13 protein-coding genes are annotated in these 12,513 nt (G+C 35.3%); 12 read left to right on the top strand and 1 reads right to left on the bottom strand.

All coding sequences use genetic code 11. The features are described 5' to 3' along the window. Nucleotide 1: 1 nt before the first annotated feature. The 7 genes from DAY19_RS03185 (at nucleotide 2) to DAY19_RS03160 (ending at nucleotide 6,498) form a co-directional block, all read left to right on the top strand. Nucleotides 2-1,348: a hypothetical protein gene (locus DAY19_RS03185; RefSeq protein WP_114705735.1), complete on the top strand. Its 1,347-nt coding sequence runs from the start codon at nucleotides 2-4 to the stop codon at nucleotides 1,346-1,348. A 100-nt stretch (nucleotides 1,349-1,448) separates the two neighbouring features. After that, nucleotides 1,449-1,652 (top strand): DUF4266 domain-containing protein, encoded by a 204-nt coding sequence (locus tag DAY19_RS03180; protein ID WP_114705734.1) that lies wholly within the window; start codon nucleotides 1,449-1,451, stop codon nucleotides 1,650-1,652. A 64-nt stretch (nucleotides 1,653-1,716) separates the two neighbouring features. Beyond that, entirely contained in the window at nucleotides 1,717-2,802 is a 1,086-nt protein-coding gene (locus DAY19_RS03175) for a DUF3570 domain-containing protein (protein WP_158536765.1), read from the top strand. A 7-nt stretch (nucleotides 2,803-2,809) separates the two neighbouring features. Next, nucleotides 2,810-3,247, top strand: coding sequence for a TlpA disulfide reductase family protein (locus DAY19_RS03170; protein WP_158536764.1), 438 nt, complete (start codon nucleotides 2,810-2,812; stop codon nucleotides 3,245-3,247). Then, nucleotides 3,247-4,215, top strand: coding sequence for an FAD:protein FMN transferase (locus tag DAY19_RS03165; RefSeq protein WP_114705731.1), 969 nt, complete (start codon nucleotides 3,247-3,249; stop codon nucleotides 4,213-4,215). Before DAY19_RS03170 ends, DAY19_RS03165 begins: the two co-directional genes overlap by 1 nt. A gap of 333 nt (nucleotides 4,216-4,548) precedes the next feature. Beyond that, nucleotides 4,549-4,722: a hypothetical protein gene (locus DAY19_RS15200; RefSeq protein ID WP_158536763.1), complete on the top strand. Its 174-nt coding sequence runs from the start codon at nucleotides 4,549-4,551 to the stop codon at nucleotides 4,720-4,722. 48 nt (nucleotides 4,723-4,770) lie between these two features. Then, a complete protein-coding gene (locus tag DAY19_RS03160; protein WP_114705730.1) occupies nucleotides 4,771-6,498 on the top strand; it encodes a hypothetical protein in 1,728 nt (575 codons plus the stop codon). Here the strand turns inward: DAY19_RS03160 and DAY19_RS03155 are convergent. Beyond that, on the bottom strand, nucleotides 6,490-6,864 hold the full coding sequence (locus DAY19_RS03155; protein WP_114705729.1) for a VOC family protein: 375 nt from the start codon (nucleotides 6,862-6,864) through the stop codon (nucleotides 6,490-6,492). The genes DAY19_RS03160 and DAY19_RS03155 overlap by 9 nt on opposite strands. An 85-nt stretch (nucleotides 6,865-6,949) precedes the next feature. Here DAY19_RS03155 and DAY19_RS03150 point away from each other — a divergent pair, with 85 nt between their 5' ends. From DAY19_RS03150 to DAY19_RS03130, 5 genes are all read left to right on the top strand, one after another. Continuing rightward, a complete protein-coding gene (locus DAY19_RS03150) occupies nucleotides 6,950-7,699 on the top strand; it encodes a hypothetical protein (protein ID WP_114705728.1) in 750 nt (249 codons plus the stop codon). A 20-nt stretch (nucleotides 7,700-7,719) separates the two neighbouring features. After that, nucleotides 7,720-8,478, top strand: coding sequence for an MBL fold metallo-hydrolase (locus DAY19_RS03145; protein ID WP_114705727.1), 759 nt, complete (start codon nucleotides 7,720-7,722; stop codon nucleotides 8,476-8,478). Nucleotides 8,479-8,540: 62 nt separating this feature from the next. Continuing rightward, entirely contained in the window at nucleotides 8,541-8,993 is a 453-nt protein-coding gene (locus DAY19_RS03140; RefSeq protein ID WP_114706241.1) for a YaiI/YqxD family protein, read from the top strand. A gap of 148 nt (nucleotides 8,994-9,141) precedes the next feature. After that, nucleotides 9,142-10,419: a DEAD/DEAH box helicase gene (locus DAY19_RS03135; RefSeq protein WP_162929703.1), complete on the top strand. Its 1,278-nt coding sequence runs from the start codon at nucleotides 9,142-9,144 to the stop codon at nucleotides 10,417-10,419. 338 nt (nucleotides 10,420-10,757) lie between these two features. Beyond that, a complete protein-coding gene (locus DAY19_RS03130; RefSeq protein WP_114705726.1) occupies nucleotides 10,758-12,491 on the top strand; it encodes a hypothetical protein in 1,734 nt (577 codons plus the stop codon). Nucleotides 12,492-12,513: the final 22 nt, after the last annotated feature.

Raw genomic sequence — 12,513 nt, 5'->3', positions numbered from 1 at the left:
TATGAAAAATAAAATCTTAATATTTATTCTAATTTTTGGTGGGGCCTATTCATGGGCCCTGCCACTACATGATAATAAAATCAATGAAGAGAATTTTCATTCATCCCTTTATATTGATGATCCAAGAGTTACTCAAATTGAAGGGCACATGAAGCTTCTTGATGGGTTTTCAAGAAAGTTGTTTAAAAGATCAAATACCTGCTTTGAGTTAGATAAGTTTGTCGGTACTCAACAATCTAATATTCAATTAGAGTTTAAACAAAAAGTTGTGGGTACAAATATCTTTAACCCTTTTTTTAGTAAGTATTATAATAATGTTTATAATAGCCATGTCGACGATATTTTAAATAAACAAAACCAACAAACCCAAAGTGCATTTCAAATAGCAGTTCACAAAACAACTTTTGCAAGAGAGCGTGATACTGACTATGTGAAAATACAAGATCGCTATGGAGCATTGCTTCTGGCAGGTGACTTTTTCACATTTGGAGAATTATGTGCCAGTGGTTATGTGAGCTCGTTTGATAAGTATGCAGGTGCGTGGTTTACACTTGTGTTTAATCGAGATGCTGATGGTAATGATGCAGGCTTTATCTCTCTTGTTGAAACTTATATTCGTCTATTTGATTCAACGATAGAGCCAAAAATCCGCGCACAACTTAATCGTGAACTGGCCAATCGTGCTGTAACTCTCTACGCTGAGTTTCGAGGCATGAACCCGTTAACAATACCAATTCAAAATTTAAGAGATATTGAACAATTTAGAAAGTTAATTACTCAAATTAAGTCGGCGATGCTCTCTTCTGATTCTGGATTATATATGGCCCTAGAGTATACACCTTGGGGATATAATTATGAGTTCCAGAATTACTTCTATGATTTCTTAAAGCGAAATACCAAACTTCCTACTGAACCAGGAAGAAGACAGTGGTTTAATTTTTATCAAAATATTGAACTTGCACGATTAATGGGGGATGCCTTTGCTACTGAAGCTGATTACGTCGATCGCTTTGAGGTTTGTCGAAAACAGATGCTAAGAGACTATCCTCTTAATCGACAAAATGAGAAGCAACTCTTCGTAAATCACTTGAATCCAAAAGGTCCAGGAGTACCACTAAGTCAGATACATCAATTACTATCAGAAGAAACTCTAAATCAACTCAAGGAGAAATTAAAAAATCTAGAGTCTAGCTCTGACGGATCAATTGCAACATGTCATAAAAGGTTAATAGGACAAACTTTCTATACGAATCATTATCAGGACTTTAAAGAGTGTATTTGGTTTGATGAGTTTACTAAAACGCCGACACTTATTGTGGATGCCCTTTGTCCATTAACACCAAAGTAATATATGAATATGTAAACATATGTTGCTAATGGCAAACAATAGTATTTGTTGCCGTCAATCTAGTTAGAGATTTAAAATATAATTTTAACAAGGATTAGTTATGAAATTATATTATGTCTTCATGATGCTCTTTCTAGCATCATGTGCAAATGTCGATCAAATTGATCGAGGCCTCTTATCAAAGAAAATTATGCAATTAGATCCTCACCCTGAAGAAAGTGTTTTCCAGAATGAAGTACGTGCATTTAGAGAAGGTGCTGTTGGTGGAAGTTCTGCTGTTGGAGGTGGTTGTGGTTGTAACTAAATTTAAAAAAACACTCTTCACTCTACTCCTGTTGCTCGTTTCTATACGCAGCTCTTTTGCGGAAATGTTAGAAGAAGGAAAAACAAAGTTTAAACTTCTTTTTAATGTCTATCATCAAAATAGTGATGATGGTAATCAGGTCTTTGATAATTCAGGAAAAGAAGAGGCAAATGTTGTCGAGCCTATGTTATTTGTTGAACATCAAATAACTGAAGATACAGCGATAAATGCACATTTTGTTTTCGATTTTTGGACAGCAGCATCTGATACTAAGCTTGATGGTGCCACAGGTGCCAGTGGCCCAGGTAGAAAGGAGCAGTCACGAATCTCTGGAAATTTAGGCGTTAGAAAGGAAATGGGTGATTGGGAATTAAGTGGTGGAGTCGGGTTTTCTTCAGAATATGACTATCGCTCTTTTAATGGCTCGATAGGAATCCAACGATCAATGGCAAAGGATAACTTCACGATTGGCCTTAGTCTTCAATATTACAAGGATGAGGTCATGTTGTTTGAAGACTTAAGTAATCCTCCAACAGCTAAGATATCTGAATTTTTACCACGTGATATTTTTGCTGCAAGTTTAACAGCTTCACAAATCATTACACGTAAAGATATTGTTCAAGCTGGCCTTACATATGTGAATGCAAATAAAAATCTTGAATCTACTGCTAGTTCCGTTCTTGTTGGAGGTGTTCGACAAGCTGAAGTTCTTCCTGAAACAAGGAATCGTTATGCACTATCTTCAAAATGGGTACACGGCTTTGACGATACAATGGCCATGAATCTTTCCTATCGTTATTACTTTGATCAATGGGATCTGGATGCCCATACTATTCGTTTAGCATTTCTAAAAGAAATAAATGATGATGAAGACTTTTTTGAAGTTGCTCTTCGCTTTCACAATCAATCAAGTGTTGAGTATTATGCTGACTCATTTGATACTGCTAAGGAATTTATGACAAGTGATTCGGACCTTGAGGACTTTTCGTCATACGAATTGTCTACTATGTTAACAAGTCATTATGATACCCAGACAATCTATGGAATCGACTTTGAAGAAATGGTTTGGAATAATGGTATAACTGCTGCTAAACGCTCAAATGGACTGATCTATGCATATATTCAGTCATCAATCGGATTTCAATTCTAGGTTTTTTATGAAAAAGATACTACTTTTAATTACTTTTTTACTTTCATTAAATATCAATGCGCAAACCATTAAGGATTTTACTCTTCCTATATATGACAAGAAAGAAAGTTTTCAACTAAAGTCTGCAACTAAGAAATATAAAAAGATTTATCTAAACTTTTGGGCTTCATGGTGTACGGCGTGTATCCAAGAATTAGATGAACTCGAGGCCTTAAAGAAAAAATACGAGTCTAAAGGTATCCTCTTTGTTGCAGTTAATGCAGGAGAGAAGAAAAAGAAAATAAAGAAATTTATGAAAAAATATCAATTCTCTTTTTTGATTCTTGAAGATCGCGATCGCACTACTTCAAAGATGTTAAATGTAACAGAGCTTCCACGTTCTATTGTGATTGATAATAATATGATTATACTTTATAGCTCAGATAAGCCACCCAAGGATTTATAGTGTCACTAAAAATTGAAGGGGAAAGTACCATTCGCTGTGAGCATAAATTTAGAGCAATGGGAGGCGAGTTTCAATTACTCTGTTTTCCTCAAACTCATTTATCTAAGCATGATGTTATAAGCATCTTCAAAAAAGCTGAAGAGGAAGTACATCGCATCCAAGCTAAGTTAACTGACTTTTGTGACAGTCCATTCAATAGGGTTAATGATTTTGCTGGAATAAAACCAGTAAAGGTTGATAATGAAATATTTAATCTAGTAAAAAGATCCCTTCAAATATCAAAAGCTTCGAAAGGTGTTTTCGATATCTCTTTTGCAAGTGTGGGACATATATGGAGAAAAGCAAAAAATGATGGAAGGACTCTATCTTTTTTAGAGAGAACACAGGCTCAAGCACACATCGATTATCGAAAAATTAAATTAAACCATCTAACAAAGACTATCTATCTACCACATGAACAAATGCGTATTGGGCTTGGCGGTATTGGGAAAGGCTATGCCGTAGACTGTGTTTATGAATTTCTTAAAAAAGAAGGAATTATTAATTTCTATGTAAATGGTTCTGGTGATATTCGGGTTCATTCACATAATAGTGCTCCAAGGCCATGGCGAATCGGAATTCGTAATCCCTTGTCTAAAGATAGTTCAAAATCAATCGGCGTAATTCAATTATCAAAAGGAAGTGTTGCTTCCTCAGGTGGATATATTCATTTTAATGAACATGAAAAGAACCAAGCTGACCACCATATAATTAATCCTAAGAATGGATGTAGTAATGATGAAATTATTGCTACTACAGTAATTGCTGATGATGCAATTTCATCTGATACAACCGCCACTATTTTAATGAATCTTTGTGTTAAGGATGCTCTTCTTTATCTCAATAAGCATAAATTTATTGGATTTATCATAGACAAGTATGGCCAATCCCATCTATCGCAAAAAGCTTTGAAATCATTTGAACTTTAGTGATCGTGCAAAACTGAGTTGGCAGAATGGATGTTTTTCCAAATTAGCTAATGTTAATAAATAATAGTTGTTACATAATTAATTCAATCTCTTACAAAGTTGTCTATAAAAGTCGTTTGTGAAAATGAGTCGCGAATATATTCTGTTTATTAGGGAAGAGTTTATTTAGTAAGTGCCTGTAATTATGCTTTCATTATTGAAGTTTCTTCTTCTGTAGGTGAGATCTCATCGGCGACACAGGAGCAATCAAGTGGAATCAACCAGCTACAAACTGCGCTTTCACATGTCGATGTTCTTTCAAAGTCAAATACTGGTATTGCTCAAGATTCATCATTGGTCTCAACTCAGCTTCAAGGGCAAGTCTCGATTTTAAATAAGTCTATCGGTGATATTAAAAGCCTTATCCTAGGTGTAAATGATACGAAAGCGAAAGTCGTATCATTGGAAAAGAAGGTTTCAAGTATTCAAATTCCAGATAGTGAAGACTTTATTAAAAAGGCTGCCTAATATAAGTCAGTAACTTAACTTTGTTTATATACTGCCGATAAGTTTTAAGTGAGGGAGACAAAAAGCTACATTCTTTTACTGAGCTTATTACTTTCAGTAGTTTACGCATCAGAGCATTGTCTTAATAGTCCAAATGAAATTCGGGATAAGATTAATTATCTGAAGGCCCAAGTTATTTGTTCTAATTCAGATGATTTAGCTCAATGCCATAGCTTATTTGATGATAGTAATTTTCAAGAGAATGAAGATTTATCACCTAATGACTTATCTATAGGTGTTTGCTCCCAAAGTGAAACTTCTGCAAAGATTCCTTATACACTGATCTTTTCAACTCAATATCAAAATGTACAGGCCATCGCTCAAAGATTATCAGGACGTGTTAATGTAAATGATGCACTCGACTTTCACGAGCATATGTCCAAGCATAAGAAGAGAATTGTGGACTTGGGAGTAAAGCTACTTGAACGATATCCAGAACGTTTTAAAGAAATTGATAAGGAGACATTAAAAATCGTTTTAGAGGCCCATGATAATGCTAAGGTTACACCTTCAAGTCAATATAACGGACGGCCATTTTATAAGGTTCTTTTTGAAGAAGGTTATGGAAGAAAACTAAATAGAGAAATTGTAGATTCTCTAAATGATGTTGATGGAAAATGGACAGAGGATGCATTTAAAAAAGCAGGACTTTCTCTTGAAGGACTTACTGGCAAAAGAAAGCAGAATGTTTTAAAAAAACGAAAGTTAATACTAAAGATTGAAAAGATAGCAGACTTTGTTGATCGTGGAATGAGTCCGGTCACAAAAGAAGAATTTGGACGCAAAGTAGTTAAAGCAAGTGATAGTAAATTCTTTTTAAAGAATAAGAAAGATCGATTAGCTGCTAAGTTTTTAGAACAAAATTATAATGAATTTACAAAAGGCCATGAGTATCGCCCGCTCTCTGCTTTTGATAAGGCTCGTCTTCACAAACGACTCCTTATACAGGAAAACTACCATAAAATAACACCTAGTAACGTAGCAAAAGCTAAGCTGAGTTCTCGTGCCATTGCAAGTCAAGTGAAGAATAAAACACGAGATGGCCTCGGTCTTATGTCGAAGATACTTTCAAGTACAAAGTTTTTAAAAGCAGCAAATGCAGTCGAATTAATGGGGTACTCACCCTCTACGGCCTGTGCAACACTTGGCTACCACGATTGGATCAAAGATCCACAATGTAAACCTCTTTTGGCATTAAGCCCCAAAGTCATTTCTTTCTTAGGTGAAGATTGGCCAAGACAAAAACAGGCCCTAACTAATGGTGAACATATGTGTCGTGTTGTGGAAACAATCTATGATGATCTACAAACAAATCGATATTCTAATATCTCATGTTCTCAAGATCGATCAGTTGATATCAGTGGAATCGATGGTAAGAGCTTAAAGCTTAATAAGTCCGATGAGGGAGTCATTGATTCAGTTGAATTTTCTTCAAGGGGTAGGCATCGTGGAAGAAGTCTATCAAGTATCATAAAGTCGATTGATTTTGGAGATGATGGTACTCCTCAAAAGATATGCTTTGAAAAAAAGAAATCTGCACGTCGTGCACAACTCGTTCAAACATGTTATTCAGACTTATCTAATCTAAATACTCATCAAGAAGTTTTATTCGAGCGTGCAAAAGAGTTCCTTCATAAGAATTCATTTGATCTTACTCGTGCTTCTTTGTGTTGTGGCACTCCTTCAACTAATAAACATATTCAAGACTTCTGCACCAGTGGTTCTCGTTTACAGTAGAGCAAAGATATCAATTTGATTTCCATCTGGATCTTTAACTGAAGCATATCGTTGGCCCCAAAAAGCATCCCAAGGCTCTTTTTCAATAATTACATCTTTATCTTTTAGCTTATTAACTAAGTTATCAACACTTTGTGGATTGTCTTGTTCAAAACAAAGAGTAATACCTGGAAAGATTGGCCTCTCCCAACTTGGATTGATTTTTTTCATTAGATCATACGAATCGAGCATAAGGCGAAGACCTGACTTTGTTGTGGCCTCATAATGTTCATCCCCAATTTGGGTAAAATTTAATCCAAAGTTTTCGTAGAATTTTATAGAGTCTTCGAGACTTTCGCATGCAATTCCAATAGCACTAAGATTCATAATGGTATCCTCTAACTAGTTGATTTAATTATTTTAACTCATGAAGATAGTTAAGGAAAACCATAGTTTAGCCGATAAAATTGCTATGATAACAGAACGCCAAAAAGTTATTCGAAGCTTTGCAGCTATTGCCATTTCCTTTACAGCTGTATGGTATTCAACAAATTATAATCCTACGTCTTCTCGTTCAACAGCTTCATTTTTCCAAGTTGGCAATTGCTTTAGTGCACTTAAGAAAATCATAAAAAATTATGAAGTAAGAGTCGGTGGTGATGTGTCTATTATCAATATGAAAGGTGATAATATCCAAGGAAAGATACATAGTTATGCACGTGGTGGCCTTCAAATTAATAATTCTAAAGGTGCATACCTCATTAGCTATAGTGATATACAAAGTATAAATGATGAAGTTTTAGGTGAAATTGAAATTTATAAAAAACTCTTAGAAGGGGAAGTGGAAAATCTAAAGAATAAAGATGTTAATGTTCACTTCTATAATGGAACCAATCATACTTCAATTGCTGGCCGTGATTTCGAAATTGGTGATGAAACACTTAACTTCACCTCTATTGAAGACGGGCGACGCATGACATTTGCTTATGAGAAAATTTACGGCCTTGATGTCATTGATGTGGCAAAGGAAACTAAGAAGATCAGAAAAGATGTTAAACTACTTGAAGGTGAGTTTGTTACTGTTGAATTAAAAAGTGGTGAAAACTTAGATGGTACAATTTCTCTTTCTCTTGATGGTAGTCGCGTTGAAATAACAGACGTGGATGATGCTGATGAAGTGATGGCCATTCCTATTACTGATATCAAATCTATTTATCAGTAAATCCATAACAACTGGGCTTTATGGACTTTAAAATACATCAACTAAAAGGCTATATCCAAACAATCTATCTCGTAGAAGAAAACGGCTCGTTTCTTCTTCTGGATGGTTGTTGTCGGCCTGATGTTAAAGTTGTGGAATCATATCTTGAAAGCAAATTAAATAGAAATTTAAGCGATATTAAATTAGTTATCACAACTCATGCACACCCCGATCACATGGGAGCGGTTAGCTTCTTTCAAAAGAAAGGAATACCAATCGCCGGCCCTCGCGATCTTAATCTAATGTACTCTGGCCCTTTTGGTATCGTTACTTATTGGGTTGATATCCTTCTTACTTATCTTGTGGCCTTAAATAAGAAGAGAGGATTTAAAAATATTCTTTTTTCACGCAAAGTTAAGCTCGACTATATTCTAACTGATCTAATGGAAGTTCCATTCTTTAAAAACTGGAAAGTCTTAGAGTGTCCAGGGCACACAATAATGGACTTAAGTATCTTTCATGAAGAACAAAAGCTTGCATATATTGCTGATAATTTCGTCAGTACCAAAACTAATGTCTTTAGGCCTTATCCAATCTGGAAACCACAAGAGTATCGAAGCTCACTTCAGCGCTATATCGATCTTGGTATCAATGACTTTCTTATCGCCCATTATGGACAAGTCAAAGTAAGTCACGAACGTATTAAAGAATTAATTGATTCAACACCGGATATCCCACGAAAGCACCATAATAGTTTACCTGCTATTTTGATGAAGTTATTAAAGTCTGTATTCAAATAGTATTTAACGATCTAAGATGAATTATCTGATAAATGAGGGAATCTTAAATGCAAAAGAAAGAGATGAAGATTTGGGTCGATGCTGATGCATGCCCTAAGGTTATAAAAGAGATACTTTTTAAAACATCCATTCGTTTACAAATCCCACTTATACTTGTTGCTAACTCCTATATGAATATCCCACATCACGAGTTAATCTCTTTTGTTAAAGTTGATAGTGGAGATGATGTCGCTGATATGTATATTGCTGAACATGTTGAAGTAAATGATCTCGTCATTACAGCTGACATTCCATTGGCCGCTGAAGTTGTTGGAAGAGGAACTCTTGCTATTAATCCTCGCGGTGAACTCTACGATGAAGAGAATATAGGAGAGCGATTATCAATGCGAGACTTTATGAAGGAGCTTCGTGATGGAGGAGTCGTTACAGGAGGCCCTGACTCATTTAATGCTAAAGATAAGCAAAACTTTGCAAATTCACTGAACAAAATACTCTCTAAGAAGGGATATCACTAATATACTTTACATAAACGCGATTAAAGGTTGACTTGTATCCTAATACAAGAGATGAAGGGGATTGATCTAGATACATTTTAAATATTCGCCTGTGCTAGTATTTGGATTAAGCATTGGCATTAACGCTTATTGAGCAAGGATATTTATTATGTCATCAATCAATTCATTTGATTCCCTAAAACTATTACCAGAAATTCTCTCAAGCCTAAATAAAAAAGGCTATAAGAAACCAACTCCTATCCAGGCACAATCAATCCCACACTTATTAACAGGTGGAGATATTCTTGGAATTGCACAAACTGGAACTGGTAAAACTGCTGCGTTCTCATTACCAATTTTAAATAATCTAGGCTCAAATAAAATTAAAACTAAGCCAAGACATATGAGAACTTTAATTCTTACACCTACAAGAGAGTTAGCATCTCAGATTAATGAAAATATTGAAGAGTATGGAAAAGGCCTAGGCATAAAAAGTACGGTTATTTTCGGTGGAGTTAAACCAAGGCCACAAATCCTACAGCTTAAAAAAGGGATGGATGTAATTGTTGCTACACCTGGTCGTTTCTTAGATCTTATGAGTAATGACCAAATTCAATTTGGCCAACTTGAAACCTTTGTCCTCGATGAAGCGGATCGTATGCTTGATATGGGATTCATTCGCGATGTGAATAAGATCATTGCGAGACTACCAAAAAAGAGGCAAACGTTACTTTTTTCTGCGACGATGCCACAAGATATTGTAAACCTTTCTAAAAAGCTTCTAGTAAAGCCTAAGAAAGTTGAAGTAACACCTGAATCAACAACTGTCGAAAAGATTGATCAGAAAATCAATTTTGTCCACAAGACAAATAAACCAAAACTCTTAATTAATATTCTAGAAGACCAATCAATTGAGCACGTACTTGTTTTTACAAAGACAAAACACGGCGCCAATCGAGTTGTTAAGCATCTTGATCAGGTTGGAATAACATCTGCTGCTATTCATGGAAATAAGTCTCAAGGTGCACGTGAAAAGGCCCTTGGTGGTTTTAAAAAGGGAACAATCAGAGTTCTCGTTGCAACTGATATTGCTGCTCGTGGAATTGATGTTTCTCATATCACTCACGTTATCAATTATAACCTTCCAGATGATCCTAAAAGTTATGTTCACCGTATCGGAAGAACGGCCCGAGCTGGACGTGATGGAATCGCTATTTCATTTTGCGATGACACAGAAAAGAAACTTTTAAAAGATATTGAAAAGACAATTAAGTATCAAATTCCACAAGATAAGGATCATCCTTTTCATGGAGTTGCTGGAGCACCTGCTCAACCTCAAAATCACAGGCGCCCAAGTAAGAAAGCATCTGCAAATAAAAGCCGTAATGGAAATAATCAGCAACGAAGTGCGCGACGTAGGCCTGCTAAGAAGAAGCCTACTACTTAAGATGAGATCGATACAAGTGCGAGGGGCTCCTCCTCATGCTTTCGCGTCACGCTCAAGCAATCGTCGCCGGTTCACTCGCTTCCGCTGGCCGTCCGGGCCAGCTCTTCGCTAACGCGCGCTCGTTCACTTCTCGCCCCATCGGTCTCTTTATGCATAAATTTGGATTTCAGGAATAAAAAAAGCCTTCGCAAAGGAAGGCTTTTTTAAATGGGGTGTTCGTCGTAATCTTCTTAAGTTATTAAAATTATTAATAAATCACCATCAGTAAAGCTAAGTGTAGCAAAAGTGGTTTATTACATTTATATTTATAAAATCATCGAGTTATAAATGGAGTTTTGGTGAATAAGATTAAGTATACACATCCTAAGGTATTGAGCATTGATTGTGAAGAGGAGACTTCTGAGCTTGAGAAGGCTGGATTTAATGTCGAGCATGGTTCATTTGGGAAGCCATATAACGTTAGTGTAAGTAGCCAGTATGAACCGGTTAAAAGGTCTGATAATCTTCCTAAAGACTTAAGAGAGAAGGAGATAATTATTATTGACACGAGGGGACTTCATTCTGGTAGTGGTGATGGGCTTGAGAAAGAGTTTCCTGATGATGAGTTAGATTGGTGGGCGAAATGTTCAAATGGTTATATCGATCCAAAGTCAAGAGCGATGGCTATTCATAGCAGTACCTTTAAAGATATATATGTAAATGGAGGGATTTTCATAGTTTTTGGTTCTCCTCGTGATTTACAGGATCTAATATTTGCAAAGAATAGCTATGGAAGTCTAGAGATAAATAATAAAATTAATTATGATAATTGGGGCTTTTTGCCTTTGTTTTCAAAAAAAAATTTTAATATAAATTATGCTTTCGGAACTGAGATTTTTCCTGAAGATGATTTTAGTGAAAATAGTATTTTAAGAAAGTATTTAGTTGATTCTACGTATTCTATAACTATTGAACCTACTTACATGATTGAAGAAAATGAATATCGTTCTTTTGCAAACGATAAATTTGGTAAAAGTGTTTCTGGAGTTTATCATGAACCAGGTTCGACGAAGGGGCACATTTTCATATTTCCAGAAATGAAGAATAAGAGTGGTTTTCTCTTTGAATTTATATCCAAAATATTACCAGAGATATCACCGGAAGTATTTGACTCTAACAAGGGGAAGTCATGGAAGTATTCATCCGATTATGAGAATCACACGATAGTTAAACTGAAAGATGAGTTAACTGTACTAGAAACAAACTATTTGGAAAATATCGCAAAAATCAAAGATAGCATTGCTCAGGAAAGACAAGAATATAAATTTTTAAGAGACTTAATTACTGAAACTGGAGATACTCTAGTTTCGGCTGTTCATGAAACTTTGGAACATTTAGGTTTTAAAGATGTTGTGGATACTGATAAGGAGCTGGAGAGCACAGGAGAAACTTCAGTAAGACATGAAGATTTGCAAATAAAGGATAGTTCTCCACTACTTCTTGTCGAGGTAAAAGGAATAACTGGTTTACCAAGTGATGAAGATGCACTAGCAGCTAACAAATATGTAGCTGTTAGAATGAGATCATTAGGGAGGACAGATATAAACTCTTTAGCAATTATAAATCATCAGAGAAAAATTGAATGTCTAAATAGAGAAAACGAGAATGTATTTAGAAAAGAAATATTACTTAATGCTGAAGCACATAATCTCGGTCTGTTAACAACTTGGGATCTATTTAGAATCTATAAGAGTTTTCAAATAAATGACTGGAGTCATGAATACATTAAGGGAAGCTTTTATAAGTCTGGTCGCATCTCGGCGATACCTCAAGATTATAAGTTTCTTGGTAAAGTGGTTAAGAACTGGAAAAAAAGTAATTCTTTTGGATTAAAGTGTGAGATAGAAGGGCTTGAAGTAGGAGGGAAGATATCTATTGAGTGTAATAATTGTGTTAGAGAAGCTTATGTGAAATCAATTCAGGTTAATGGAGAAAATGTAAATCAGGCGAGCTTAGGCCAAGAGGTTGGTATTGAAATAAGTGATAATTATTCACATATAAAGGTAAATCAGAGAGTTTATTTAGTGAAATAACTCTTCAAGATAATGTATTTCT

This window comes from Halobacteriovorax vibrionivorans (genome assembly GCF_003346865.1).
In the GTDB taxonomy this organism is placed as follows: domain Bacteria; phylum Bdellovibrionota; class Bacteriovoracia; order Bacteriovoracales; family Bacteriovoracaceae; genus Halobacteriovorax_A; species Halobacteriovorax_A vibrionivorans.
The sequence above is the reverse complement of the archived record's forward strand: the minus strand, read 5'-3'. Positions and strand labels throughout refer to the sequence as shown.

Bases quoted from the DNA above. Each gene is read 5' to 3' on its own strand.
- DAY19_RS03185 (WP_114705735.1), top strand. From the start codon at position 2: ATGAAAAATAAAATCTTAATATTTATTCTAATTTTTGGTGGGGCCTAT.
- DAY19_RS03180 (WP_114705734.1), top strand. From the start codon at position 1,449: ATGAAATTATATTATGTCTTCATGATGCTCTTTCTAGCATCATGTGCA.
- DAY19_RS03175 (WP_158536765.1), top strand. From the start codon at position 1,717: ATGTTAGAAGAAGGAAAAACAAAGTTTAAACTTCTTTTTAATGTCTAT.
- DAY19_RS03170 (WP_158536764.1), top strand. From the start codon at position 2,810: ATGAAAAAGATACTACTTTTAATTACTTTTTTACTTTCATTAAATATC.
- DAY19_RS03155 (WP_114705729.1), bottom strand. From the start codon at position 6,864: ATGAATCTTAGTGCTATTGGAATTGCATGCGAAAGTCTCGAAGACTCT.
- DAY19_RS03150 (WP_114705728.1), top strand. From the start codon at position 6,950: ATGATAACAGAACGCCAAAAAGTTATTCGAAGCTTTGCAGCTATTGCC.
- DAY19_RS03145 (WP_114705727.1), top strand. From the start codon at position 7,720: ATGGACTTTAAAATACATCAACTAAAAGGCTATATCCAAACAATCTAT.
- DAY19_RS03140 (WP_114706241.1), top strand. From the start codon at position 8,541: ATGAAGATTTGGGTCGATGCTGATGCATGCCCTAAGGTTATAAAAGAG.
- DAY19_RS03135 (WP_162929703.1), top strand. From the start codon at position 9,142: ATGTCATCAATCAATTCATTTGATTCCCTAAAACTATTACCAGAAATT.